This is a genomic window from Kitasatospora sp. P5_F3 (assembly GCF_054049135.1).
The window spans coordinates 148452-172522 of sequence record NZ_JBFUMY010000007.1 but is presented as its reverse complement, the minus strand read 5'-3'; the positions used below and the strand labels follow the sequence as shown (position 1 = coordinate 172522).

Genomic DNA, 24071 nt, shown 5'->3' with positions numbered 1-24071 from the left:
GCTGCTCCCCTGCGGTGTCGGCTACCGCAGGGGAGTGGTGTCCAGGGGGAACGAGAACGGGGCGGGCAGGTCGAGCGGCTTGCCGAACGGGACTTTGGTGAGGGCGGCGTAGTCGCCGTTCACCGGGTCGGTGAAGAGCACGGCCTCGGCGCGGGTCCGGTCGATCAGCAGGTAACAGGGGATCAGGCCGGCTGCGTAGCCGCGCCGTTTGGCGTCCCGGTCCTTGGCGGGGTTGCTGGAAGTGACCTCGAAGACCAGCAGGACGCCGGTGGTGTCGGCCCACGGCTCGGCATCGTGGAAGTGGCCGACCGGGCTGACGGTGCCGTCCGGGATGAAGTGGCCGAGGGGGGTGATCAGGCCCTTCATGCCGGCCAGGTCCAATTCGGTGGCGGCATTGCGCATGAACTGCCGGTTGATCGAGGCGAACGTCGTCTCGTGCGAGCCGTCCGGCGGTGGGGTCACGATGATCTCCCCTTCGATGAGCTCTGCCTTGTAGCCCAGCGGTGTCTCAAGGCTGAGGAAGGTCTGCAGGAGATCGTCCTCGGGCAGCGGATGCTCGATGGCTGGCATGGCGACCATGGCCCTTCTCCCTCCTGGCGGGTGCGGTCTGCGCGAAAGAGTAGGAGCGCGGGCCACAACCCGGAGGGGATCGAAGCGGTTCTCACTCGAAAGTGTGCCGTAAGGTCCGGGCAGCGAGGGAGAGGAGCAGGTCGCGGTGATTGTCGGGGTCGGGATCGACGTGGCGGAGATCGAGCGGTTCGGGGCGGCGCTGGAGCGGACGCCCGGGATGGCGGAGCGGTTGTTCACGCCGGGGGAGTTGCTGCTGCCCAACGGTCAGCGGCGGGGGGTGGCCTCGCTGGCGGCGCGGTTCGCGGCGAAGGAGGCGCTGGCCAAGGCGCTCGGGGCGCCCGGCGGGATGCACTGGACCGACGCCGAGGTGGAGGTCGGGGACTCCGGGCGGCCGCTGCTGACGGTGCGTGGGACGGTGGCGGCGCGGGCGGCCGAACTGGGCGTCAGGTCGTGGCACGTGTCGCTGAGCCACGATGCGGGCGTAGCGTCGGCCGTGGTGATCGCGGAAGGCTGAGCCCGGAGGTTGTGGCATGCGGTACGCCCACACGGTGGAACAGGTACGTGCGGCGGAGGCCGGGGCGATGGCCCGGCTGCCCGAGGGGACGCTGATGCAGCGGGCGGCGTACGGCTTGGCGGCCGTCTGCGTACGGCTGCTGGACCGGGTCTACGGCAGCCGGGTGCTGGTGCTGGCCGGGAGCGGCGACAACGGGGGCGACGCGCTGTACGCGGGCGCGCTGCTGGCCCGGCGGGGGGCGCGGGTCCGGGCCTTGCTGCTGTCACCGGAGCGGGTGCACGCGGGCGGACTGGCGGCGCTGCGGGCCGCCGGTGGGCGGGTGACGGTGGATCAGGCGGAGTTCGCCGAGGCCGACCTGGTGCTCGACGGCATCGTCGGGATCGGCGGCCGGGGTGGGCTGCGGCCGGCGGCGGCAGGGTTCGCCGGGATGGCGCGGCGGGGGCCGGTGGTTGCGGTGGACGTCCCGAGCGGGGTGGACGCGGACAGTGGTGAGGTGGCCGGGGCGGCGCTGCGGGCCGATGTGACGGTCTGTTTCGGTACGTACAAGCCGGGGCTGCTGGTCGATCCCGGGGCCTCGTACGCCGGGGTGGTGCACCTGGTGGGGATCGGGCTCGACCTGCCGGAGGCGGCGGTGACGGCCCTTCAGGACGCGGACGTGCGGCGGCTGCTGCCGGTGCCCGGCGTCGAGAGCGACAAGTACCGCCGGGGTGTGGTCGGCATCGCGGCCGGGTCGGCGAAGTACCCCGGCGCGGCGGTGCTCGCGGTGGCGGGGGCGCTGCGGGGCGGGGCCGGGGCGGTCCGGTACGTCGGTTCCGCGGCGGCCGAGGTGGTGCGACGGTTCCCCGAGGTGCTGGTCAGCGCCGGGGACCTGGCGGCGGCCGGGCGGGTGCAGTCCTGGGTGGTCGGGCCCGGCGGCGGCGACGGGGTCGGCGAGGTGCTGGACCAGGCGCTGGCGACGGGGGCCCCGGTGCTGGTCGACGCGGACGGGCTGACCGAGCTGGCCCGGCGGGGGCCCGGCGCGGACGTACCGCTGGTGCTCACCCCGCACACCGGTGAGGCGGCCCGGCTGCTCGCCGGGGCGACCGGTCAGGCGCCGCCCCCTGCGGAGGAGCTGGCTTCGACCAGGCTGGCCACCGCGCGGCGGCTGGCGGAGCTGTACGGGGCGACGGTGCTGCTCAAGGGCTCCACCACGGTGATCGCCGCTCCCGACGGCCGCTGCCGGGTCAACCCGACGGGCACCTCGTGGCTGGCCACGGCGGGCAGCGGCGACGTCCTGGCCGGCCTGCTGGGCTCCCTGCTGGCGGCCGGGCTCACGCCGTTCGATGCCGCCTCGGTCGCTGCTTACCTGCACGGCCTCGCGGGGCGGCAGGCTGCAGCAGCGGGGACCCCGATCACCGCGATGGACGTCGCGCAGGTGCTCAACCAGGCACTACCAGGGGCTCGGGGAACTGCGACGCCGACCTCAGGAGCGTGATCGCCGCGTGAATGGGGTGACCTGAGCCACGCCCGGGGTTGACCACTCTCGCACCTTGCCCCGTCCCGTGGCCGGCGTCGCAGTTCCCCGAGCCCCTGGTGTGTGCCCCTGGCGGGTGCTTATGGGCCGGTCTGGGAGACTGATACGCGATGACGACTGCGAACACGACCGGGACGGCCCTGCTCACCGACGGGGTCCGCGCCGAGGCGACCATCGACCTGGCCGCCCTGCGCGGGAACCTCGCTGCGCTGCGCGAGCGCACCCACGGCCCCGAGCTGATGGCAGTGGTCAAGGCGGACGCCTACGGCCACGGCGCGGTCAGTTGCGCCCGGGAGGCGGTTGCGGCCGGCGCCCGCTGGCTGGGTACGGCGACGCCGGAGGAGGCGCTCGCGTTGCGGGCGGCGGGGATCGGGGCGGACCTGGCCCGGGTGCTGTGCTGGCTGTGGACCCCGGGCGGGCCGTGGGCGCAGGCGCTCCGGGCCGAGATCGACATCTCGGTCAGCGGCCGGTGGGCGATGGACGAGCTGCTCGCCGCCGTCCGGGAGACCGGCATCCAGGCCCGGGTCCACCTGAAGGCCGACACCGGGCTCGGCCGGAACGGCTGCCAGCCCCGGGACTGGCCGGACCTGGTGGCGGCGGCCCGCGCTGCCGAGGCCGAGGGTCTGATCACGGTGGTCGGCCTCTGGTCGCACTTCGCCGCGGCCGACGAGCCCGGCCACCCCTCGATCCGGCTCCAACTGGACGGCTTCGCCGAGGCGGTGGCCTCGGCCGAGCGGGCCGGGCTGCGCCCGGAGGTGCGGCACCTGGCCAACTCGCCCGCGACCCTGCTGCTCCCGGAGTCGTACTACGACCTGGTCCGCCCGGGTCTGGCGATGTACGGGCTCTCCCCGGTGCCCGAGGTCGGCGGACCGGCGGACTTCGGGCTGCGGCCGGTGATGGCGCTGACCGCCAGGCTGGCGCTGGTGAAGCACGTACCGGGCGGACACGGCGTCAGCTACGGGCACCACTACACGACTTCGGGCGAGACCACGCTCGGCCTGGTGCCGATCGGCTACGCGGACGGCATCCCCCGGCACGCCAGTGGCACCGGCCCGGTGCAGGTCGGCGGCAAGTGGTACACGGTGGCCGGCCGGGTGGCGATGGACCAGTTCGTGATCGACCTCGGCGGGGACACCGCCCGGGCGGGCGACGAGGTGCGGCTGTTCGGCAACGGTGAGCACGGCGAGCCGACCGCCGAGGACTGGGGCCGGGCCTGCGGCACCATCTCGTACGAGATCGTCACCCGGATCGGCGCCCGGGTGCCGCGTCGCTACCTGGGGGCATCGTCGTGACCGAGAAGACGCCGGGTGTGGGCCGGGCCGCCGGACTGATCGGGATCTCGGTCGGTCTGCTGGCCGCCGGTGCGGCGGCCGGGGTCGCGGTGGAGCGGCTGGCGGTGGGCCGGGCGACCCGGCGCCGGGCGCAGGAGGAACTGGACGCCACCGCCCCGTACGGGTCGCTGCGCGGCCGTCCGGTCAGGGTGGCGGCCGCCGACGGGACCGAGCTGTACGTCGAGCTGGACGGGGTCGAGGACGCGCCGCTCACGGTGGTGTTCAGCCACGGGTACTGCCTGAACCAGGACAGCTGGCACTTCCAGCGCGCCGCGCTGCGCGGCAGCGCCCGGCTGGTGTTCTGGGACCAGCGCAGCCACGGCCGGTCCGAGCGCTCGCGTTCGTACCTGGCGGGGGAGCCCGCGAGCATAGACCTGCTGGGCGCCGACCTGAAGGCGGTGCTGGACGCCGTCGCGCCGACCGGGCCGCTGGTGCTGGTCGGGCACTCGATGGGCGGGATGACCGTGATGGCGCTGGCCGAACAGCAGCCGGAGCTGTTCCGGGACCGGGTGGCCGGGGTCGCGCTGGTCGGCACCCTGGCGGCGGGCTGGGACTCCGTCACGCTGGGCCTGCCCGCCGCTCTGGCGAAGCCGATGAAGCGGCTGGCGCCCGGGGTGGTGAAGCTGTTGGGCCGTCAGGCGGGCCTGGTGGAGGCGACCCGGAGGTTCGGGGCCGATGTGACGGCGGTGTTCTACCGGCGGTACTCGTTCGGGAGCGCGGACGTCGATCCCGGGGTGTCCCGGTTCGCCGAGCAGATGCTGGACGCCACCCCGTTCGACGTGGTGGCCGAGTTCTACCCGGCGTTCAGCGCGCACGACAAGCTGGCCGCGCTGGCGGCGATGGCCGGGCGTCCCTCGCTGGTGCTGGCCGGGACGAAGGACCTGCTGACCCCGCCCGAGTACAGCGAGGCGATCGCGGCCGCGCTGCCCGGCGCGGAGCTGGTGCTGGTGCCGGACGCGGGGCACCTGGTGATGTTGGAGCGGCCGGAGCTGGTGGACCGTCACCTGACGGAGCTGCTGGCCGCCGCCGGAGCGAAGGAGTGACCGCGGTGATCACAGTGGAGACCCCCGAACGGATGAACCGGCTCGGGCGGGCGCTGGCGGGCGTACTGCGCCCCGGCGACCTGGTGCTGCTCTCCGGCGAGCTGGGCGCGGGCAAGACCACGCTGACCCGGGGGCTCGGCGAGGGCCTCGGGGTGCGCGGCGCGGTCACCTCGCCGACCTTCGTGATCGCCCGGGTGCATCCCTCGCTGACCGGGGGACCGGCGCTGGTGCACGTGGACGCGTACCGGCTGGGCGGCGGCCTGGACGAGATGGAGGACCTCGATCTCGACGTCTCGCTGCCGGAGTCGGTGGTGGTGGTCGAATGGGGTGAGGGCAAGGTCGAGCAGTTGACGGACGATCGGCTGGAGGTCCGGATCGAACGGGCGATCGGCGGCGCGGCCGAGGACGACGCCGACCCGCGCCAGGTCCGGCTGACCGGGATCGGCGCCCGATGGGCCGGGGTGGACCTGGCGGAGCTCGGTACCGTCTGAGTTTCCGACGGAGTGTCGGCAAAGTGTTGTCGGTGAGGTCCCGGATGTGGTGGGATGGACTCCGCGGTTAGGTGTGCCTAACTAGGGAGACGCATCATGTCGAGCACGACACCCGCTCCACAGCAGACCCCCATGCGGGCCCTGCTCGCCGCCGCCGCGGCGGCCCGTGCGGTCTCCACGCCGCCGAAGGCCCCGGTGGCAGACCGGCCCGAGGTGAAGAAGGCGGCCTGAGCCCGGCTCAGGGGATCACCACGACCTTGGTGCCGTTCGGCGCGAAGTCCCAGAGGGTCTGGCTGTCGGCCCGGCCGGAGCGGATGCCGCCGGTCCTGGTCTTCGGATCGGCCGGCGGGGTCGTCCCGTCCAGTGCGGCACTGAAGCCGAAGACCACGTTGTTCTGCTGGGCGAACCGGACCACGTGCTCGATCTGTCGGCCGTCGGTGCCCATGCCCGCGGCCGTCCGGCTGTAGACCGTGTAGCTGCCGGGCGTCGGCTCGACCGAGCCCGGGGCGACCGGGAAGGCGGCCTGGTTCGGCGGGGTCTTCTTCGGGTCGACCAGCCAGACGTAGTGGCTGCCCGCCGAGTAGACCACCCGTCGGCCGGTGCCGGAGGAGGCGGGCAGCGCGGGGGCGGAGGGGCTGGCGGAGGCGCTCGGGCTCGGGGCGGCGGCCGAGCTCGCGGCGGGCTTGGCCTCCGGGGTTTGGACGGCCGCGCCGTTGGCCTGGAAGGCCAGCAGGCCGACCGCCGCCAGTGCCGCCAGGGTCAGACCGGTGACCACCACTCCAGGACGTGACACGTCTGCTCCCGCCAGGCTCGTACCCGCTCGTGCTCTCCCGGCCCATCGTGCCAGGTCCGGTGAGCCCGTCCGGACCGTCGTGGCCGTGTGTTCAGGACCGGTATGAAATACCGACCCCGGCGCACCCCTTAACCTTGACCCGTGCTGCTGCTTGCGTTCGACACCGCCACCCCCGCCGTCACGGCCGCCGTCCACGACGGCACCAGAGTGCTGGCCGAGGCCCACCAGGTGGATGCCCGACGGCACGGGGAGCTGCTGCTGCCCTCGATCGACCGGGTGCTGCGGGAGGCGGGTGTCGACAAGCACGCGCTGACCGGCATCGCGGTCGGGGTCGGCCCGGGCCCGTACACCGGCCTGCGGGTCGGCCTGGTCACCGCGGCCACCCTGGGATTCGCGCTCGGCGTGCCGGTGCACGGTGTCTGCACGCTGGACGCGATCGCGCACCAGGCCGAGGTGACCGGTCCGTTCACGGTGGCCACCGACGCCCGGCGCAAGGAGGTCTACTGGGCCTCGTACGACGCGGACAAGCGGCGGACGGCGGGCCCCGAGGTGGGCCGCGCGGCCGAGCTGACGCCCGAGGCGGTCGCGGTCGGTGCGGGCGCGCTGCTGTACCCCGAGAGTTTTCCGCAGGTGACCGGCCCCGAGCACGTGTCGGCCGGCTGGCTGGCCGACTTCGCGGCCCAGGAGCTGGCGGCCGGGCGGGAGTTGCTGCCCAACGTGCCGCTCTACCTGCGCCGTCCGGACGCCCAGGTGCCCGCAGGCTACAAGGCGGTGCTCCCGGCATGACCGCCGCCCGGCTGCGGCCGATGCGCTGGTGGGACATCGAGCCGGTGATGGAGCTGGAGCTCCGGCTCTTCCCCGAGGACGCCTGGTCGCGCGGCATGTACTGGTCCGAACTGGCCGACACCGGCCCCGGCGGCACCCGGCACTACACGGTCGCGGTCGGCGAGGACGGCGGCATCGTCGGCTACGCCGGTCTGATGGCCGTCGGCGCCGAGGGCGACGTGCAGACCATCGCGGTCGCCGAGGACCAGCAGGGCGCCGGGCTCGGTGCCCGGCTGCTCGCCGACCTGGTGGCCGAGGCCGCCCGGCGGCAGTGCGCCGAACTGCTGCTGGAGGTGCGGATGGACAACCCGCGCGCCCAGCGGCTGTACGAGCGTTTCGGCTTCGAGCCGGTCGGCATCCGCCGCGGCTACTACCAACCCGCCAACGTGGACGCACTGGTGATGCGTCTCGACAATCCCAAGGAGCCGGCCGATGGCTGACGAACCGTTGGTCCTCGGTATCGAGACCTCCTGCGACGAGACCGGTGTCGGCATCGTCCGGGGCACCACCCTGCTGGCCGACGCGGTCGCCTCCAGCGTCAACGACCACGCCCGGTTCGGCGGCGTGGTGCCGGAGATCGCCAGCCGGGCGCACCTGGAGGCGATGGTCCCGACTATCCAGCGCGCGCTGGACACCGCCGGGATCAAGGGCTCCGACCTGGACGGCATCGCCGTCACGGCCGGGCCCGGCCTGGCAGGTGCGCTGCTGGTCGGCGTCTCGGCGGCGAAGGCCTTCGCCTGGGCGCTGGACAAGCCGCTGTACGGGGTGAACCACCTGGCCTCGCACATCTGCGTGGACCAGCTGGAGCACGGCCGGCTGCCGCAGCCGACGATGGCGCTGCTGGTCTCCGGCGGGCACTCCTCGCTGCTGCTCAGCGAGGACATCACCACCGACGTCCGCCCGCTCGGCTCGACCATCGACGACGCGGCGGGCGAGGCCTTCGACAAGATCGCCCGGGTGCTCGGTCTCGGCTTCCCCGGCGGCCCGGTGGTGGACCGGATGGCCCGGGACGGCGACCCGAAGGCGATCAGGTTCCCGCGCGGGCTGAGCGGTCCGAAGGACCCGGAGTACGACTTCTCGTTCTCCGGCCTGAAGACCGCGGTGGCCCGCTGGGTCGAGGCCAAGCGGCGCGCGGGCGAGACAGTGCCGATCGCCGACGTGGCGGCCTCCTTCCAGGAGGCGGTCACCGACGTGCTGACCCGCAAGGCGGTCAAGGCCTGCAAGGACCAGGGCGTCGACCACCTGATGATCGGCGGCGGCGTGGCGGCCAACTCCCGGCTGCGCGAGATGGCCCAGCAGCGCTGCGACAAGGCGGGCATCGTGCTCCGGGTGCCGCGCCCCGGGCTGTGCACGGACAACGGCGCGATGGTGGCGGCGCTCGGCTCGGAGATGGTCTGGCGCAACCGCGCGCCCTCCTCCTTCGCCCTGTCAGCCGACTCCTCGCTGCCGGTCACCGAGGTCTCCGTCCCGCACACCGACCTGCACGCGGCCGCGCACGAGGCGCTGCGGTGACCGTCGCGCAGATGTGGGAGGCCCGGGCTGCCGACGGCCGGGCCGGTGAACTCTCGGTCTGGGTGCGGGAGTTCGCGCTGCCCCAACTGCGCGGCTCAGCCGGCCTGGTGCGGACCGAGCTGTTCGCCGCGGCCGGTGACCGGGTGCTGCTGATCACCTGGTGGGACGGCGATCCGGTGCCGGTGGCCGAGCCCCCCGCCGGTCTGCTGGCGCGCCCCGCCCATCGGTGGGGGTTCACCAGCGAACACGTCGAGTAGCCTTCCTGAGAGTTGGCTGAACGACGGGGGAACGGTGAAGAAGACGTACGGGGTGGCTGTGCTTGCCCTGCTGCTGGCGACCGGTTGCGGCAGCGGTGGGGGCCGGGCGCCGGCGGGTCCGCCGTCACCGACTCCGGTTGCCGGCAAGCCGGTTGACGCTCCGCCGGCGACGCCGTCGGCGGCCGGGGGCTGGGCCAAGTGGGGCCTGACCGCACTGCCGCCGGCCCCCGCCGCCCCGTCCGACAAGCCGGTCAAGCTGACGGCCGGTGGGCCGGTGCCGGTCTTCAGCGAGGTGCCGACCAAGGACAAGGTGGTCTTCGTCACGATCGACGACGGGGCCGAGAAGGACCCGAAGTTCGTCGAGATGATCACCGACCTGAAGGTCCCGATCTCGATGTTCCTGACCCGGGACATCGTCAAGGACGACTACGGCTACTTCAAGCCGCTCCAGGCACTCGGCAACCACGTGCACAACCACACCACCGACCACGCCCAGCTCAGCAAGGTCTCGGCGGAGAAGCAGAAGTCCGAGGTCTGCGACGCCCAGGCCGCGCTCACCCAGCAGTACGGCAAGGCCCCGCTGCTGTTCCGCCCTCCGTACGGCGACGGCGCGCACACCCCGCAGCTGAACACCGCGGTGGCGCAGTGCGGCCCGCGCGCGATCGTGCTCTGGCGCGAGTCGATGCAGATCCACGACATGCAGTACCAGGCCGCCGACAAGAAGCTCAAGCCGGGCGACATCGTGCTGGCGCACTTCCGGGGGCCCAAGGACCTCAAGGGCGAGACGATGACCGAGATGTTCGCCGAGCTGCTGCGCCGGATCCAGGAGCAGGGCTTCGCGGTGGCCCGGCTGGAGGACTACATCCAGGCCGACCGGTAGGCCTCAGGCCTTGGCCGGCTGACCCAGCATCATCAGCGGGCCCCGGTCGGTCCGGCAGAGGATCACGGTGACCTCGTTCGGGCCGCTCGGCTTGAGCTGCTTGCGCAGGTCCTCGGGGGTGATCGCGATGCCGCGCTTCTTGATCACCACGGTGCCGACGCCGCGCTCGCGCAGCAGCGCCTTGAGCTTCTTGATGTGGAACGGCAGTACGTCGGTCAGCTCGTACGCGTGCGCGTACGGGGTCGCCACCAGTCGGTCCGAGGTCAGGTAGGCAATCATCGGGTCGATCAGCCGGCCGTCCACCTGCCCGGCCACCTCGGCCACCTGGTGGGCCCGGATCACCGCGCCGTCCGGCTCGTACAGGTAGCGGCCGACCGGCCCGGGCGCCGGGTCGGGGAGTTGACCGCCCGTCAGGGTGTGCGGGCCCGGCAGCAGGGTGGCCCGGTGCGGCTCGGTGGCCCCGGTGCCGAACCAGAGCACCGCCTCCTTGACCTCCCCGTGGTCCGAGACCCACTCGGCCTCGGCGCCCGCGGGCACCAGCGCGTGCGGGATGCCGGGCGCCACCTTGAGCGCCCCGTACGGGGTGCGGCGGGCCGCCTCGATCGCCCAGGAGAGCGGCGGGGAGTACGCCTCCGGATCGAAGACCCGCCCGCGCGCCGTCCGGCGCGCCGGGTCGGTGAAGACCGCGTCGTACCCGGTGACGTCCACCTCGGTGACGTCCGCCTGCCGGACCTCGATCAGCTCGCCCAGGCCCAGCGCGGCCGCGTTGGCCTCGGCCACGGCGCAGGTCAGCTCGTCCCGGTCGACCGCCAGGACCGCGATCCCGGCCCTGGCCAGGGCGATCGCATCGCCGCCGATCCCGCAGCACAGGTCGGCCAGCCGCCGCACGCCGAGCGCGGCGAACCGCTGCGCCCGCCACTCGGCGACGCTGCGGCGGGTGGCCTGCTCGACCCCGTTCGGGGTGAAGTACATCGCGTCGGCGTCGTCACCGAACTTCGCCCTGGCCCGCTGCCGCAGCCCCGCCTGCGCGAGCGCCGCACTGACCAGCCCGGCCGGGTGCTCCTTGCGCAGCCGGGTGGCCAGCGCCAGCTCCTCGCCGGGCTTGAACTCCCGGAGCTCGGCCAGCAGGGACTGGCCCTGGTCGGTCAACAGGCCACGGAACGATTCGATCTCCACGGGCCCATTCTGCCCGGCCTCAATTGCACCGGCCGCTGCCGCTGTAGCAGGGCTGGTAGTTCGAGGGGAGCGGCTCGGGCTCGGGGGCGGTGCGGTGCTCGGCGGCGTAGCCCGCCCCGGTGAACAGCAGCACCACGGCCAGCAGCAGACCCTGCACGGTGGCGGTCACCCGGCGCCCTCCGTACCAGGCGAAGCCGGTGACCAGCAGCATCCAGAGCACCAGCCCCCCGATCGACAACATCGGCATCCAGTCGTACGGCGGCGGTGCGGGGGCAGGCGCCCCTGCGGGCCTGGCCTGGTTGGAGGAGGAGGCCCAGGCCCGCAGGCCCAGCAACAGGAGGACGAAGAGCCACCCGCCGACCGAGAGCAGCAGGAGCGCGAACGCCGAGACGAGGTCCGAGCGGCGGTCCGGCAGGGGGCGGTTGACTGCTGGCATGGGGGTAATTCTGCCGAGCCGGGGCCGCCTCGTACATGGGTACGGACACTCGGTTCCGGCGGTTCTCCGGGCCACGCCGTTGGCACTCTGGTTGACTGAGTGCTAACGGCCGCCTATGGTCGTTCCTGGCACTCCCCACCGGGTGAGTGCTAACGCGATGAAGCGAGTCTGACCCCCGCGACGGCAGACCCGTACTCATCGCCACCTACCTGAAGAACAACCCCGTAATCTCCGAAGGGGAGCTCGGACGTGACCGCCAGCAGCAAGGTTGCCATCAAGCCGCTCGAGGACCGCATTGTGGTCCAGCCGCTCGACGCCGAGACCACCACGGCCTCCGGCCTGGTCATCCCGGACACGGCGAAGGAGAAGCCCCAGGAGGGCGTCGTCCTGGCCGTCGGTCCGGGTCGCTTCGAGGACGGCCAGCGTCTCCCGCTGGACGTCGCCGTCGGCGACATCGTCCTGTACTCGAAGTACGGCGGCACCGAGGTCAAGTACCAGGGTGAGGAATACCTGGTTCTCTCGGCGCGCGACGTTCTCGCCATCATCGAGAAGTAAGACGTACCAGCCCGCCCCGGATTCTTGTCACCAGTGACAGGGGCCCGGGGCGCGGTTGTTGGCTCACGTCGTCAGTAGACCCCTTTAGGAAACGGAATCATGCCGAAGATCCTGCAGTTCGACGAGGACGCCCGCCGCTCGCTCGAGCGTGGTGTGAACAAGCTGGCCGACACCGTCAAGGTGACCATCGGTCCCAAGGGCCGCAACGTCGTCATCGACAAGAAGTTCGGCGCCCCGACCATCACCAACGACGGTGTCACCATCGCTCGCGAGATCGAGCTGGACGACCCGTACGAGAACCTTGGCGCGCAGCTCGTCAAGGAGGTCGCCACCAAGACCAACGACGTTGCGGGTGACGGCACCACCACCGCCACGGTGCTGGCCCAGGCCCTGGTCAACGAGGGTCTCCGGAACGTCGCCGCGGGCGCCGGCCCGGCCGCCCTGAAGAAGGGCATCGACAAGGCCGTCGCCGCCGTCTCCGCGCACCTGCTCGCCAGCGCCCGCGAGATCGAGGGCAAGGAGGACGTGGCCGCCGTCGCGTCCCTGTCCGCCCAGGACCAGCAGGTCGGCGACCTGATCGCCGAGGCGATCGACAAGGTCGGCAAGGACGGTGTCATCACCGTCGAGGAGTCGAACACCTTCGGCGTGGAGCTCGACTTCACCGAGGGCATGCAGTTCGACAAGGGCTACCTGTCGCCGTACTTCGTCACCGACGCCGAGCGTCAGGAAGCGGTCCTCGAGGACCCGTACATCCTGATCAACCAGGGCAAGATCTCCTCGATCCAGGAGCTCCTCCCGCTGCTCGAGAAGATCCTGCAGGGCGGCACCTCCAAGCCGCTGCTGATCATCGCCGAGGACGTGGACGGCGAGGCGCTCTCCACCCTCGTGGTCAACAAGATCCGTGGCACCTTCAACGCCGTCGCGGTGAAGGCCCCCGGCTTCGGCGACCGCCGCAAGGCCATCCTCGGCGACCTGGCCACCCTCACCGGTGCCACCGTCATCTCCGAGGAGGTCGGCCTCAAGCTCGACCAGGCCGGTCTGGACGTGCTCGGCTCCGCCCGCCGCATCACCATCACCAAGGACGACACCACGGTCGTCGACGGTGCCGGTGAGTCGGACGCCGTCGCCGGTCGCGTGAACCAGATCAAGGCCGAGATCGCCAACACCGACTCGGACTGGGACCGCGAGAAGCTGCAGGAGCGCCTGGCCAAGCTGGCCGGCGGCGTCTGCGTGATCAAGGTCGGCGCGGCCACCGAGGTCGAGCTCAAGGAGCGCAAGCACCGTCTCGAGGACGCCATCTCGGCGACCCGCGCGGCGGTCGAGGAGGGCATCGTCGCCGGTGGTGGCGCCTCTCTCGTGCACGCCCAGAAGGTGCTCGACGGCGGCCTCGGCCTGACCGGCGACGAGGCGACCGGTGTCGCGGTCGTCCGCAAGGCGCTCGCCGAGCCGCTGCGCTGGATCGCCCAGAACGCCGGCCTCGAGGGCTACGTCATCACCCACAAGGTCGCGGAGCTGGAGGCCGGTCACGGCTTCAACGCCGCCACCGGCGAGTACGGCGACCTGCTGAAGGCCGGCGTCATCGACCCGGTCAAGGTCACCCGCTCCGCCCTGGAGAACGCGGCCTCGATCGCGTCGCTGCTGCTCACCACCGAGACGCTCGTGGTCGAGAAGCCGGCCGACGACGAGCCGGCCGGCCACGGCGGCCACGGCCACTCGCACTGACGCTCCGTCACCACCTCGCGGGCCCGGTTCACTTCGGTGAGCCGGGCCTTCGGCGTTTTCGCAGGGGCTCAGCTTTTGGCAGGGGCTCAGCCGTCTACTACCCAGGGGCTCGGGGAACTGCGAGGAGATCTGGCGCCGGGGTCACATACGAAAGTGCCTGACCACCTAGGTACGGATCACCTTGCAAGGGTCGGCGTCGCAGTTCCCCGAGCCCCTGATGTGGTTGGCCATTTGCCCAAAGGATCGCTTATAACTGAGGCATGATCGAGGCCCGCCATCTCCGTGTCCTGCGCGCCGTTGCCCGTAGCGGTTCGTTCTCTGCCGCTGCCCGGGAGCTGGGTTGTACGCAGCCTGCGGTGAGCCAGCAGATGAAGGCGCTGGAGAAGTCGGTGGCGACCCCGTTGGTGGCCAGGTCGGGGAAGGGGATGCAGCTGACCGAGGCGGGTCAGGTGCTGTTGAAGCACGCGAACGGCATTCTCTCCGGCCTGTCGGCGGCCGAGGAGGAGGTGGCCGCGATCACGGGGCTGCGGGCCGGGCGGGTGCGGCTGGTGTCGTTCCCGACCGCGAGTTCCACTCTGGTGCCGCCGGCGGTAGCCCGTCTGCGGGGCGCCCGTCCGGGGGTGCGCGTGTCGCTGGTGGAGGCGGAGCCGCCGGAGTCGCTGGCGATGCTGCGGGGTGGCGAGTGCGAGGTGGCGCTGGCGTTCCGGTACCCGGACTCGCACGGTGGGGCCGTGCTGCCCGCCCCGCACACCACGGCCCGGGAGGCGAGGGCCGAGGCGACCCTGGAGGCGGCCGCCAGCCAGGCCGCGAACGACTGGTCGGACCTGGTGGTCCGGCCGCTGCTGGACGACCCGCTGATCGGCCTGCTCCCGATCGGCCACCCGTTGGCGGCCAGGGACGAGAGCAGGCCGGTGGATCTGGCGGAGCTGGCGGCGGAGCAGTGGATCGCGGGCTGTCCGCAGTGTCGGGGGCACCTGGTGGAGCTGTGTGCGGGCGCGGGCTTCGAGCCGCGGATCGACTTCGCCACCGACGACTACCCGGCGGTGGTCGGGCTGGTGGCGGCCGGGCTCGGGGTGGCGGTGCTGCCGGGCCTCGCGCTGGAGGCGGTGCGGCACTCCAAGGTGGCCGCGGTGCCGGTGCGGGCCGCCTCGGGTGCCCCGGCGGTGCGGCAGGTGGTCGCACTGACCCTGCCGGATCTGGCGGAGGTCCCGGCCGTGGCGCTGATGCTGGATCAGCTCGCCGGGGCGGCCGCCGGCCGGTAGCCGGGGCGGGGTTCGTCGACGAAACGTTTCTGCACTACCTGACGCCCGGTCAGCGCCTGATCGTGGCGGGCAGGGTGAGCGGTACCTCGACCAGCCGGTTGCGCGAACGGCCCATCAGTTCCTCGCGCTCGTCCTCGGTGAGGCCGCCCCACACGCCGTACGGCTCGCGGACCGCCAGCGCGTGCGCCGCGCACTCGGTCCGGACCGGGCACCGCATGCAGACCTCCTTGGCGCTTGCCTCGCGCGAACTGCGCGCGGCCCCGCGCTCGCCCTCCGGGTGGAAGAAGAGCGAACTGTCCACGCCGCGGCAGGCGGCGGAGAGCTGCCAGTCCCAGAGGTCTGCGTTGGGGCCGGGGAGGCGGGAAAAGTCTGCCATGGCTCTTGTATCCCTTCATGGACCGGTATGCACACCTGGAAATATGACTTACGGCAACCACTGGGACAAGTCACTCACAGAGCCACACAACAGTCAATGACCGTACAGAAGCTATAAAACCGGACAAAGAGGGCATGGTGTTTGCGGGTACCGGCGTGGCATTCGGGTGGCGCCGGGGGCGTGGGGGGATGCTCAAGAGCGCTGGTGGTGCGCGGCATGCGTGTGATCAGCACAAATGCGCGGCGTGTGCACCGCGATGCGGCTGATCGGTAACGGGTCGGCCACGTACAGTGGTGGAGATGGCCCTGAAAGCCGTAACTCATTCGAGTGACGGTCGTTGGAAGTGCGGAGGCGGTTAGCAGACGCTGGACGTCGGGAACGATCACGGGAGACCGTCGGTCCGACCGAAGTCCTTCGTCATTCGGCCGTGTCGGAGAGATTCGTACCAGCCAGGAGGCTCAACGTGACGCGGATCAGCTGCGGAGGACGGTCATGACATCCGTACTCGTCTGCGACGATTCCCCCCTCGCCCGGGAGGCGCTTCGCCGCGCGGTGGCGACGGTCCCCGGTGTCGACCGGGTGACCACGGCGACGAACGGTGAGGAGGTCCTCCGCCGTTGGGTGGCCGACCGCTCCGATCTCGTCCTGATGGATGTCCGGATGCCCGGCCTGGGTGGGGTGGAGACGGTCCGTCGGCTGCTCTCGGCCGACCCGGGGGCCCGGATCATCATGCTCACGGTGGCCGAGGACCTGGACGGGGTCGCGCTCGCGGTAGCCGCCGGGGCCCGGGGCTACCTGCACAAGGACGCCTCGCGCGCCGAGCTGCGGGCCACCGTCACCCAGGCCCTGGCCGACCCGACCTGGCGGCTCGCCCCGCGCCGGCTGCGCAGCCCGGACATGGGTGCCGCACCGACGCTGACGGCGCGTGAGATCCAGGTGCTCGAAGGGATGAGCCACGGCCGGAGCAACGCCGAGATCGGGCGCGAGCTGTTCCTCTCCGAGGACACCGTGAAGACGCACGCCAGGCGGCTGTTCAAGAAGCTCGGCGCCTCGGACCGCGCGCACGCCGTGGCGCTCGGTTTCCGTTGGGGCCTGGTCCGCTGACCGGCCCTCACCGGCCGGCAGAGTCCAATGCTCGCTCAGACGTGTGACGTTACGGTCCCGAGGCTGCACCATGGAGTAATGGAGCACCTCGGGGACCAGCGGGCGGAGGCGGCGGTGGGGGAGGCGCATAACGTTCCGATGCACAACTCCGGACGCGGTGCCATGTTTTCCGCTCCGACCAGGCACCATGGACCGATGCGCGACGACGATCCTCCCCGAGCCGGCGGTTCGCCCTCGGCATCGGTGGCCTCGGTCGAGTTGAGCTCCCTGGTCGCTGCGGCGGTGTCGGGCGAGGGCCCGGCCGTCGAGGCCCTGTTGGCGTACGTCCACCCGCTGGCCCTGCGCTACTGCCGGGGGCGGCTGGTCCGGCTGCCCGGCGGCGCCAGGCACCACGTGGACGACGTGGCCCAGGAAGTCTGTGTGGCGGTGCTCTGCGCGCTGCCCCGGTACAAGGACGAGGGGCGCCCGTTCGAGGCGTTCGTCTACGGGATCGCCGCGCACAAGGTGGCCGACCTGCAGCGGGCCGCGATGCGTGGCCCCGGTTCGACCGTGATCCCGCCCGACGACATGCCCGAGCTGCCGGACGACGCGCTCGGCCCCGAGGAGCGGGCGCTGCTGAGCAGCGACGCCGCCTGGGCCAAGGAGCTGCTCTCCAATCTGCCGGCCCGTCAGCGCGAGCTGGTGCTGCTCCGGGTGGCCGCCGGGCTGTCGGCGGAGGAGACCGGGGAGGTGCTCGGGATGTCGCCCGGCGCGGTCCGGGTCGCCCAGCACCGGGCGCTCAGCCGGCTGCGCGCGCTGGCCGAGCTGACCGGGGAACCTTCCTGACCTGGAAGGGATCGAGCCCTCGCGGTGTTGTCAAGGGGGCGCGAGTTCGGCATTCGGGATGCCAGTACCATGGGGTATCGGCGCCTGGGCAGGTCGCCAAAGTTTCGCGGGTGCGCGTGAGGTTCCGTTGGAGGTTCCTCCAGGGCCTCGGGTGTCTTGGTGGTCTGAGCTGGTGCCGGTTCGAGAGCAGCGTGCCCGAACCCTCAGCGGGCACGGGATCAATTCGACGGCCGCCACGGAAGGTCCCCACTCATGTCCTACAACGCCGCAGGCGTACCCGAGAAGTTCGCGATGCTCGGACTGACCTACGACGATGTCCTGCTGCTGCCCGGTGCCTCCGAGGTGCTCCCGAACCAGGTGGACACCTCCTCCCGGGTCTCTCGCAACGTCCGCGTGAACATCCCGCTGCTCTCGGCCGCGATGGACAAGGTGACCGAGGCCCGGATGGCGATCGCGATGGCCCGCCAGGGCGGCGTCGGCGTGCTGCACCGCAATCTTTCGATCGAGGACCAGGCCAACCAGGTCGACCTGGTCAAGCGCTCCGAGTCCGGCATGGTGACCGACCCGATCACGGTCGGTCCGGAGACCACGCTGGGCGACGCGGACGCGCTCTGTGCGAAGTTCCGGATCTCCGGTGTGCCGATCGCGGACGAGACGGGCAAGCTGCTCGGCATCGTCACCAACCGCGACATGGCCTTCGAGTCGGACCGCAACCGCAAGGTCCGCGAGATCATGACCCCGATGCCGCTGATCACCGGCAAGGTCGGGATCTCCGGTGTGGACGCGATGGCGTTGCTCCGCCGGCACAAGATCGAGAAGCTCCCGCTGGTCGACGACGAGGGCCGGATCAAGGGTCTGATCACGGTCAAGGACTTCGTCAAGGCCGAGAAGTACCCGAACGCCGCCAAGGACGCCGAGGGCCGGCTGCTGGTCGGTGCCGCCGTCGGTGCCTCCGCCGAGGCCTTCGAGCGGGCCCAGGCCCTGGTGGCCGCCGGGGTGGACTTCCTGGTGGTGGACACCTCGCACGGGCACAGCCACAACGCGCTGTCCTGGATCGCCAAGATCAAGTCGGCCGTCGCGGTCGACGTGGTCGGCGGCAACGTGGCCACCCGGGACGGCGCCCAGGCGCTGATCGACGCGGGCGTGGACGGTGTGAAGGTCGGCGTCGGCCCGGGCTCGATCTGCACCACCCGCGTGGTGGCCGGCATCGGCGTCCCGCAGGTGACGGCGATCTACGAGGCCGCGGTGGCCTGTCAGGCGGCCGGCGTGCCGGTGATCGGTGACGGTGGCCTGCAGTACTCCGGCGACATCGGCAAGGCGCTGGCCGCCGGTGCCGACACCGTGATGCTGGGCAGCCTGCTGGCCGGCTGCGAGGAGTCGCCGGGTGAGCTGCTGTTCATCAACGGCAAGCAGTTCAAGTCCTACCGGGGCATGGGCTCGCTGGGCGCCATGCAGTCGCGCGGCCAGGGCCGCTCGTACTCCAAGGACCGCTACTTCCAGGCCGAGGTCTCCTCGGACGAGAAGCTGATCGCCGAGGGCATCGAGGGCCAGGTCCCCTACCGCGGCCCGCTGTCCACGGTGCTGTTCCAGCTGGTCGGCGGTCTGCGGCAGACCATGGGCTACGTCGGCGCGGCCACGGTCGCCGAGATGGAGTCCAAGGGCCGGTTCGTCCGGATCACCTCGGCGGGCCTCAAGGAGAGGGGCACCACCCGCGGCAGTTCCGCAGGTGGTGCCCTGCCGTTTCGGGTGTCCATGGTGCGGTCGTGGCGAGGGCCAGGGGGCCGCGTACGGGATACTTGGGGCGACCAGCAAGCAGCAGGAAGGGCTCGAAGTGACTGAGATCGAGATCGGGCGAGGCAAGCGCGGCCGCCGGGCGTACTCCTTCGACGACATTGCCGTCGTCCCCAGCCGCCGTACCCGCGACCCGAAGGAGGTCTCGATCGCGTGGCAGATCGACGCCTACCGGTTCGAGCTGCCGTTCCTGGCGGCGCCGATGGACAGCGTGGTCTCGCCCGCGCAGGCCATCGAGATCGGCCGGCTCGGCGGGCTCGGTGTGCTCAACCTGGAGGGTCTGTGGACCCGTTACGAGGACCCGCAGCCGCTGCTGGACGAGATCGCCACCATCTCGGACGAGGCCCAGGCCACCCGTCGGCTGCAGGAGATCTACTCCGCGCCGATCGACCCGGAGCTGATCAAGCAGCGGATCAAGGAGGTGCGTGAGTCCGGTGTGGTCACCGCCGCCGCGCTCTCGCCGCAGCGGACCGCCGAGTTCTCCAAGGCCGTGGTCGACGCGGGCGTGGACGTCTTCGTGATCCGGGGCACCACGGTCTCCGCCGAGCACGTCTCGGGTGCGGCCGAGCCGCTGAACCTGAAGCAGTTCATCTACGAGCTGGACGTCCCGGTGATCGTCGGTGGCTGCGCCACCTACACCGCCGCGCTGCACCTGATGCGGACCGGCGCCGCCGGTGTGCTGGTCGGCTTCGGCGGCGGTGCCGCGCACACCACCCGCAACGTGCTGGGCATCCAGGTCCCGATGGCCACCGCCGTGGCCGATGTCGCGGCCGCCCGCCGGGACTACATGGACGAGTCCGGCGGCCGGTACGTGCACGTGATCGCGGACGGCGGGGTCGGCTACAGCGGCGACCTGGCCAAGGCGATCGCCTGTGGCGCGGACGCGGTGATGATCGGTGCCGCACTGGCCCGGGGTACCGACGCACCCGGCAAGGGCTTCCACTGGGGCATGGAGGCCGTGCACGAGGAGCTGCCGCGTGGGAAGCGGGTGGACCTCGGCACCGTGGGCACCACGGCGGAGATCCTCACCGGCCCGTCGCACACCCCCGACGGCACCATGAACCTGTTCGGCGCACTGCGCCGGGCGATGGCCACCACCGGCTACTCGGAGCTCAAGGAGTTCCAGCGCGTCGAGGTGACGGTCAACCCCGCGCAGCACCGCTGACGGTGCATCACGCCGAAGGCCCCCGCCGTGACGACACGGCGGGGGCCTTCGGCGTTGCGGGTCAGGACGAGGCGAACTTGGCGGTGTAGGTGTAGCCGAAGTACACCGCGAAGCCGTAGAACAGCACGTCGATGATGTCGCGCTCGGCCTTCCAGACCTCGATGGTGAGGTCCAGTCGGCTGGTCAGCAGGTCGACGACCGAGAGGCCGAGCTCCTGGTGGCCGAAGAGCGCCATGGTGAAGATCTGGCCGAAGAACAGCCCGAGGACGCTCAGCGCCGCGCCGATCACGGGCAGCGCCTGACCCCGGCCGCCGAGCCGGCCCAGGGTGAAGGTGACGGCGGCGGCGATGCCGATCACGGCCCAGCCGATCTCGCGCTCGATGGCCTTGGCGATGAAGCCGTACGCCAGCCCGGCGACGATCGCGGCGCCGACGGCGGCGGCGATGGCGACGCCCTGGGCCTGCGGGGCGGCCGGAGCCGGGGCGGCCGGAGCCGGGGCGGCCGGTGGTGCGGGCATGGTGGGGCCGGGCAGGTCGGTGCTCATGGTGGGTGTCCCCCGGGGAGAAGAAGTGAACGACGGCGAACGCTAGCAGCGCCGAAGTGGCCGGGAACAGCCATTTCTGATCACGGGTCGAGTACGAACTCCGCTCTGCCCGGGGGCGGCTGACGCGTGGTCGGGGTGACACGACATGATGGGGGCTTGGCCGACCGCACTATGGGGGACGTGGCGATGACCGAGACCGGCGGACGTCTGTTGGGCGGGCGTTACCGGCTGACCGGGGTGCTCGGGCGCGGTGGCATGGGCACCGTCTGGCGGGCCGAGGACGAGATGCTCGGTCGGACGGTCGCGGTCAAGGAACTCCGGATGCACGACGGCGTCGACGAGCAGGACCGGCACCGGCTGGTGGTCCGGACCCTGCGCGAGGCCAAGGCGACCGCCCGGATCAGGCACACGGCGGCGGTGACGGTCTTCGACGTGGTCGAGGAGGACGACCGGCCGTGGATCGTGATGGAACTGGTCGGCGGCCGCTCGCTGGCCGAGGTGATCAAGGAGGACGGCCCGCTGACGCCGGTCCGGGCCGCCGAGATCGCCCTCGAGGTGCTCGGAGTGCTGTGCGAGGCCCACGAGTTGGGCATCCTGCACCGGGACGTGAAGCCGTCCAACGTGCTGATCGGGGACGACGGCCGGGTGGTGCTGACCGACTTCGGCATCGCCAGCGTGGAGGGCGACACCTCGGTCACCTCCACCGGCATGCTGGTCGGCGCGCCCTCGTACATCTCGCCGGAGCGGGCCCGGGGCCAGAAGCCCGGACCGCCGGCCGACATGTGGTCGCTGGGCGGCACGCTGTACTCGATGGTCGAGGGCAGGCCCCCGTACGACCGGGGCTCCGCGCTGGCCACCCTGACGGCCGTGATGACCGAGCCGCTGACGCCGCCGGTGAACGCCGGACGGCTGCTGACGCCGCTGATCGAGGGGCTGTTGGAGAAGGACCCGGCGCTGCGGGTGGATGCGGCGGCGGCCCGGCCGCTGCTGCGCCGGGTGGTGGCCGAGGGCACCGTGCGGGCGGAGTCCACCACCGAGGTGGCGGCGATACCGGCGGCCGCGCCGTCCCGGCGGACGCTGCTGGCGGTGGCGGCCGTACTGGTGGTCGCGGTGCTGGTGGCGGGTGCGCTGATGTGGCAGCCGTGGAAGAAGAAGGGCACGAGCTCGGCGGACGCGGTCAAGACGTCCGCCGTGGCGAGCGCCCCGGCCGCGCCCGGCTCGGCGGCGGCGTCGCCGGCGGTGTCCACCGCTCCGTCCACTGCCCCGTCTGCCGCCCCGTCTGCCGCGCAGAGCCCGACGCCCGCGCCGACGCCGAGTCAGCTGACGGGTTATCGGGAGGTGCACAGTTCGCAGGGCTTCACCGTGAAGGTGCCCGACTGGCTCAAGGACGAAGGCATCAAGGGGGCGCAGCACATCTTCCGGGCCAACGGCAGCACGCTGATCGTGGAGTGGACCGGGACGCCGGGCCAGAGCGCGCTGGCGGACTGGGAGGGCTCGGACCGGGAGGGGAAGAAGAACTTCCCCGGGTACCAGAGCCTGGGGACCCGGGCGCTCACCTACCGCTCCTGGACCAACGCGGCCGACTGGGAGTGGACGTACGACAAGAACGGCACCCGCGTGCACTCGCTCAACCGGGGCTTCGTGACCGGCAAGTACGGCTACGCGATCTACTGGACCAGCCCGGAGGCGTCCTGGGCGGGGGCCGACCTGGTGCAGGCCCGGCAGGTGTCCTTCGACAGTTTCCAGCCCGCGCAGTAGCTCAGCCCTGGAGCAGCTTGGCCTTGGCGAGGGCGAACTCCTGGTCGGTGAGCGCCCCGGCGGTGCGCAGGGCGGCGAGCCGTTCGAGCTGGTCGAGCAGGTCGGTGGGGGCCGGAGCGGCGGGGGCCGGGGCGTGGTGCCGGTCGTGGGCGGACCGGGCGGTGCTGCGGAGTTGCTCGGCGAAGAACTCGGCCTTGCTCACGTCCTCGAAGCGGTGGGCGCCGGTGAGGGCGACTACCTGGAGGATCTCGCCGTTCAGGCGGCTCCTGGTGACGGTCACGTCGGTGACGCCCTCCAGCGGAACCGGCACCGGGGGCTTCCCGTCCTTCAGGAAGAGCAGGCGGTGGGTGGTGAGCACCAGCGCGCCCTTGCGGAAGTGGTCGGGGTGGCGTCCGGCGGTGGCGGCGACCGGCTGTTCGTCGGGCAGGGCGGCCTGCTGCACCGCGTGCAGGGCCGAGCTCCTGTTGCTGTCACTGCCCAGGGCGTCGAAGGCTACGTCGATCAGATCGGTCCAGTCCATGGTTTCGAGGTTAGCCCGCGTACTGTGACACCCCTAGGGAGGGACGACGCATGCTGGCCCCGGGGCAGGTGGTAGGCGGGCGGTACCGGGTGACGGACCGTCCGATCGGTGCTGATGTGCGCGCGGTGGAGTCTCACAGCGGTGAGCAGACCCGGCTGGTGGCGCTCGATCTGCCGGAGTTGCTCAATCAGGACGACTGGGACGCGGAGCCGTGGACCGGGCTGGCCGGGCGGCTGGCGGCCGGGCTCGCGACGGTGCCGGTGCACTCCCGGCTGCTGCGGGGTTTCGGGGCGTTCGTCGAGGGGCGGCGGCTCTGGGTTGCGGAGGAACTGCCCGCCGGGGTGCCGCTGGCCGAGCTGGCCGAGCGGCCGTGGTCGCCGTACCGGGTGGCGGAGTTGGCGGCGGATCTGGCGGGTGCGCTGGGTGCGCTGCACCGGGCCGGGCTGGTGCACGGGAACGTTTCGGCCGATTCGGTGCTGGTCGGCGAGGACGGGGCGGCGCTGCTCGGCGGGCTGCTGGCCGGGGCGGCGGAGGAGGGGTTCTGTGCCGCGCTGGGCGGTCCGGTGCCGCGCCGGGTGTACGAGGCGCGGGCGGTGCTGCTCGGGGTGCGGGCCGAGCGGTGGGCGCCGGTCGGCGGGGCGGCCGGGGACGGCTGGGCGCTCGGGGTGCTGATGTACCGGCTGCTGACCGGCCACTCACCTTACCCGGAGCGGGAGTTGGGCGAGCTGCTGGCGGCGGTCCGGGACGGGCGGGCCGCCCCGGCGGACGGCTGTGGTCCGCTCCGGCCTGCGGTCGAGGGACTGCTGGCCGGGGGGCTGACGCTGGGACAGTTGCGGTCCTGGCTGGCCGCGTTCCTGGCCGGGGCGCCGGAGCCGTTCGAGCGGGTGACCCCCTTGTTGCCGGTGGTCCGGCCGCGCGGTCCGGTGGTGCGCAGGCCGCGGGCGAAGACCCCGGTGGTGACCGCGGGCCGGGCCGGACGGAAGGTCAGCCCGATGCTGCTGGGGCCGCTGCTGGTGGGCGGGGTGCTGGTGCTGCTGGCAGCGGCCCTGGCGGCGGTGGTCGCGTTCGGGGGCTGATCTAACCTGTGCAGGGAACGTGAATCGAACGT

Annotated in this window: 26 protein-coding genes and 1 pseudogene; 20 read left to right on the top strand and 7 right to left on the bottom strand. The window is 72.1% G+C overall.

All coding sequences use genetic code 11. The features are described 5' to 3' along the window. Positions 1-21: 21 nt before the first annotated feature. Positions 22-579, bottom strand: a complete 558-nt coding sequence (locus ACXJMZ_RS05710; protein ID WP_457028883.1) for a Uma2 family endonuclease — start codon at positions 577-579, stop codon at positions 22-24. Positions 580-715: 136 nt separating this feature from the next. Here ACXJMZ_RS05710 and ACXJMZ_RS05705 point away from each other — a divergent pair, with 136 nt between their 5' ends. The 6 genes from ACXJMZ_RS05705 to ACXJMZ_RS05680 all read left to right on the top strand — a co-directional run bounded on the left by ACXJMZ_RS05705 (position 716) and on the right by ACXJMZ_RS05680 (position 5693). Continuing rightward, positions 716-1084, top strand: a complete 369-nt coding sequence (locus ACXJMZ_RS05705) for a holo-ACP synthase (protein ID WP_057231267.1) — start codon at positions 716-718, stop codon at positions 1082-1084. A 16-nt stretch (positions 1085-1100) separates the two neighbouring features. Beyond that, positions 1101-2558 carry an NAD(P)H-hydrate dehydratase gene (locus ACXJMZ_RS05700; RefSeq protein WP_457028882.1) on the top strand — a complete coding sequence of 486 codons (1458 nt, stop codon included), beginning with the start codon at positions 1101-1103 and terminating at the stop codon, positions 2556-2558. A 149-nt stretch (positions 2559-2707) separates the two neighbouring features. Further along, positions 2708-3889, top strand: a complete 1182-nt coding sequence (alr, locus tag ACXJMZ_RS05695; RefSeq protein ID WP_457028881.1) for an alanine racemase — start codon at positions 2708-2710, stop codon at positions 3887-3889. Further along, on the top strand, positions 3886-4971 hold the full coding sequence (locus ACXJMZ_RS05690) for an alpha/beta fold hydrolase (protein WP_457028880.1): 1086 nt from the start codon (positions 3886-3888) through the stop codon (positions 4969-4971). The genes alr and ACXJMZ_RS05690 overlap by 4 nt, the downstream gene beginning before the upstream one ends. Continuing rightward, positions 4968-5462 carry a tRNA (adenosine(37)-N6)-threonylcarbamoyltransferase complex ATPase subunit type 1 TsaE gene (gene tsaE, locus ACXJMZ_RS05685; protein ID WP_457028879.1) on the top strand — a complete coding sequence of 165 codons (495 nt, stop codon included), beginning with the start codon at positions 4968-4970 and terminating at the stop codon, positions 5460-5462. Before ACXJMZ_RS05690 ends, tsaE begins: the two co-directional genes overlap by 4 nt. Positions 5463-5558: 96 nt before the next feature. Next, positions 5559-5693, top strand: a complete 135-nt coding sequence (locus tag ACXJMZ_RS05680; RefSeq protein WP_457028878.1) for a hypothetical protein — start codon at positions 5559-5561, stop codon at positions 5691-5693. 7 nt (positions 5694-5700) lie between these two features. On the opposite strand, the gene ACXJMZ_RS05675 is transcribed toward ACXJMZ_RS05680, so the two are convergent. After that, entirely contained in the window at positions 5701-6255 is a 555-nt protein-coding gene (locus ACXJMZ_RS05675) for a L,D-transpeptidase (RefSeq protein WP_457028877.1), read from the bottom strand. 141 nt (positions 6256-6396) lie between these two features. On the opposite strand from ACXJMZ_RS05675, the gene tsaB reads away from it, so the two are divergent. The 5 genes from tsaB to ACXJMZ_RS05650 are packed head-to-tail and all read left to right on the top strand — an operon-like array spanning position 6397 to position 9729. Beyond that, entirely contained in the window at positions 6397-7041 is a 645-nt protein-coding gene (gene tsaB / locus ACXJMZ_RS05670) for a tRNA (adenosine(37)-N6)-threonylcarbamoyltransferase complex dimerization subunit type 1 TsaB (RefSeq protein WP_457028876.1), read from the top strand. Then, positions 7038-7520 (top strand): ribosomal protein S18-alanine N-acetyltransferase, encoded by a 483-nt coding sequence (gene rimI / locus ACXJMZ_RS05665; protein ID WP_457028875.1) that lies wholly within the window; start codon positions 7038-7040, stop codon positions 7518-7520. Before tsaB ends, rimI begins: the two co-directional genes overlap by 4 nt. Further along, positions 7513-8592 (top strand): tRNA (adenosine(37)-N6)-threonylcarbamoyltransferase complex transferase subunit TsaD, encoded by a 1080-nt coding sequence (tsaD, locus tag ACXJMZ_RS05660; RefSeq protein WP_457028874.1) that lies wholly within the window; start codon positions 7513-7515, stop codon positions 8590-8592. The genes rimI and tsaD overlap by 8 nt, the downstream gene beginning before the upstream one ends. Continuing rightward, entirely contained in the window at positions 8589-8849 is a 261-nt protein-coding gene (locus tag ACXJMZ_RS05655; protein ID WP_457028873.1) for a hypothetical protein, read from the top strand. The genes tsaD and ACXJMZ_RS05655 overlap by 4 nt, the downstream gene beginning before the upstream one ends. A gap of 52 nt (positions 8850-8901) precedes the next feature. After that, positions 8902-9729 (top strand): polysaccharide deacetylase family protein, encoded by an 828-nt coding sequence (locus ACXJMZ_RS05650; RefSeq protein WP_457028872.1) that lies wholly within the window; start codon positions 8902-8904, stop codon positions 9727-9729. Between the two features lie 3 nt (positions 9730-9732). Here the strand turns inward: ACXJMZ_RS05650 and ACXJMZ_RS05645 are convergent, their stop codons facing one another. Then, on the bottom strand, positions 9733-10905 hold the full coding sequence (locus ACXJMZ_RS05645) for a THUMP-like domain-containing protein (RefSeq protein WP_457028871.1): 1173 nt from the start codon (positions 10903-10905) through the stop codon (positions 9733-9735). 19 nt (positions 10906-10924) lie between these two features. Beyond that, entirely contained in the window at positions 10925-11341 is a 417-nt protein-coding gene (locus ACXJMZ_RS05640; RefSeq protein ID WP_457028870.1) for a DUF6234 family protein, read from the bottom strand. A 249-nt stretch (positions 11342-11590) separates the two neighbouring features. Here ACXJMZ_RS05640 and groES point away from each other — a divergent pair, with 249 nt between their 5' ends. From groES to ACXJMZ_RS05625, 3 genes are all read left to right on the top strand, one after another. Then, complete coding sequence (groES, locus tag ACXJMZ_RS05635) at positions 11591-11896, top strand: co-chaperone GroES (RefSeq protein ID WP_057231242.1); 306 nt, start codon at positions 11591-11593, stop codon at positions 11894-11896. Between the two features lie 99 nt (positions 11897-11995). After that, complete coding sequence (groL, locus tag ACXJMZ_RS05630) at positions 11996-13618, top strand: chaperonin GroEL (RefSeq protein ID WP_457028869.1); 1623 nt, start codon at positions 11996-11998, stop codon at positions 13616-13618. Between the two features lie 260 nt (positions 13619-13878). After that, the gene (locus ACXJMZ_RS05625) at positions 13879-14880 is read left to right on the top strand and encodes a LysR substrate-binding domain-containing protein (protein WP_457028868.1); all 1002 of its coding nucleotides are present in this window, start codon (positions 13879-13881) and stop codon (positions 14878-14880) included. Between the two features lie 49 nt (positions 14881-14929). Here the strand turns inward: ACXJMZ_RS05625 and ACXJMZ_RS05620 are convergent, their stop codons facing one another. After that, on the bottom strand, positions 14930-15256 hold the full coding sequence (locus ACXJMZ_RS05620; RefSeq protein ID WP_057231235.1) for a WhiB family transcriptional regulator: 327 nt from the start codon (positions 15254-15256) through the stop codon (positions 14930-14932). Between the two features lie 492 nt (positions 15257-15748). On the opposite strand from ACXJMZ_RS05620, the gene ACXJMZ_RS05615 reads away from it, so the two are divergent. From ACXJMZ_RS05615 to ACXJMZ_RS05600, 4 genes and pseudogenes are all read left to right on the top strand, one after another. Next, positions 15749-16360, top strand: coding sequence for a response regulator transcription factor (locus tag ACXJMZ_RS05615; RefSeq protein ID WP_014136228.1), 612 nt, complete (start codon positions 15749-15751; stop codon positions 16358-16360). A 195-nt stretch (positions 16361-16555) separates the two neighbouring features. After that, a complete protein-coding gene (gene shbA / locus ACXJMZ_RS05610; RefSeq protein WP_457028867.1) occupies positions 16556-17185 on the top strand; it encodes an RNA polymerase sigma factor ShbA in 630 nt (209 codons plus the stop codon). A gap of 252 nt (positions 17186-17437) precedes the next feature. Beyond that, positions 17438-18883: pseudogene (gene guaB, locus ACXJMZ_RS05605) on the top strand (IMP dehydrogenase); the annotation flags it as partial. A gap of 133 nt (positions 18884-19016) precedes the next feature. Next, positions 19017-20141, top strand: a complete 1125-nt coding sequence (locus ACXJMZ_RS05600; RefSeq protein WP_457028866.1) for a GuaB3 family IMP dehydrogenase-related protein — start codon at positions 19017-19019, stop codon at positions 20139-20141. A 61-nt stretch (positions 20142-20202) separates the two neighbouring features. Here the strand turns inward: ACXJMZ_RS05600 and ACXJMZ_RS05595 are convergent, their stop codons facing one another. Further along, on the bottom strand, positions 20203-20685 hold the full coding sequence (locus ACXJMZ_RS05595; RefSeq protein ID WP_457028865.1) for a hypothetical protein: 483 nt from the start codon (positions 20683-20685) through the stop codon (positions 20203-20205). Between the two features lie 186 nt (positions 20686-20871). On the opposite strand from ACXJMZ_RS05595, the gene ACXJMZ_RS05590 reads away from it, so the two are divergent. Further along, positions 20872-22443 carry a serine/threonine-protein kinase gene (locus tag ACXJMZ_RS05590; protein WP_457028978.1) on the top strand — a complete coding sequence of 524 codons (1572 nt, stop codon included), beginning with the start codon at positions 20872-20874 and terminating at the stop codon, positions 22441-22443. A gap of 1 nt (position 22444) precedes the next feature. On the opposite strand, the gene ACXJMZ_RS05585 is transcribed toward ACXJMZ_RS05590, so the two are convergent. Beyond that, positions 22445-22963, bottom strand: coding sequence for an SHOCT domain-containing protein (locus ACXJMZ_RS05585; RefSeq protein WP_457028864.1), 519 nt, complete (start codon positions 22961-22963; stop codon positions 22445-22447). A gap of 125 nt (positions 22964-23088) precedes the next feature. Between ACXJMZ_RS05585 and ACXJMZ_RS05580 the strand changes: the two genes are divergently transcribed. Further along, entirely contained in the window at positions 23089-24039 is a 951-nt protein-coding gene (locus ACXJMZ_RS05580) for a hypothetical protein (RefSeq protein ID WP_457028863.1), read from the top strand. Positions 24040-24071: the final 32 nt, after the last annotated feature.

Coding starts and splice junctions, on each gene's coding strand:
- ACXJMZ_RS05710 (WP_457028883.1), bottom strand. CDS start 579: ATGGTCGCCATGCCAGCCATCGAGCATCCGCTGCCCGAGGACGATCTC.
- ACXJMZ_RS05700 (WP_457028882.1), top strand. CDS start 1,101: ATGCGGTACGCCCACACGGTGGAACAGGTACGTGCGGCGGAGGCCGGG.
- alr (WP_457028881.1), top strand. CDS start 2,708: ATGACGACTGCGAACACGACCGGGACGGCCCTGCTCACCGACGGGGTC.
- ACXJMZ_RS05680 (WP_457028878.1), top strand. CDS start 5,559: ATGTCGAGCACGACACCCGCTCCACAGCAGACCCCCATGCGGGCCCTG.
- rimI (WP_457028875.1), top strand. CDS start 7,038: ATGACCGCCGCCCGGCTGCGGCCGATGCGCTGGTGGGACATCGAGCCG.
- tsaD (WP_457028874.1), top strand. CDS start 7,513: ATGGCTGACGAACCGTTGGTCCTCGGTATCGAGACCTCCTGCGACGAG.
- ACXJMZ_RS05640 (WP_457028870.1), bottom strand. CDS start 11,341: ATGCCAGCAGTCAACCGCCCCCTGCCGGACCGCCGCTCGGACCTCGTC.
- groL (WP_457028869.1), top strand. CDS start 11,996: ATGCCGAAGATCCTGCAGTTCGACGAGGACGCCCGCCGCTCGCTCGAG.
- ACXJMZ_RS05625 (WP_457028868.1), top strand. CDS start 13,879: ATGATCGAGGCCCGCCATCTCCGTGTCCTGCGCGCCGTTGCCCGTAGC.
- ACXJMZ_RS05620 (WP_057231235.1), bottom strand. CDS start 15,256: ATGGCAGACTTTTCCCGCCTCCCCGGCCCCAACGCAGACCTCTGGGAC.
- ACXJMZ_RS05615 (WP_014136228.1), top strand. CDS start 15,749: ATGACATCCGTACTCGTCTGCGACGATTCCCCCCTCGCCCGGGAGGCG.
- shbA (WP_457028867.1), top strand. CDS start 16,556: ATGCGCGACGACGATCCTCCCCGAGCCGGCGGTTCGCCCTCGGCATCG.
- ACXJMZ_RS05595 (WP_457028865.1), bottom strand. CDS start 20,685: ATGAGCACCGACCTGCCCGGCCCCACCATGCCCGCACCACCGGCCGCC.
- ACXJMZ_RS05590 (WP_457028978.1), top strand. CDS start 20,872: ATGACCGAGACCGGCGGACGTCTGTTGGGCGGGCGTTACCGGCTGACC.
- ACXJMZ_RS05585 (WP_457028864.1), bottom strand. CDS start 22,963: ATGGACTGGACCGATCTGATCGACGTAGCCTTCGACGCCCTGGGCAGT.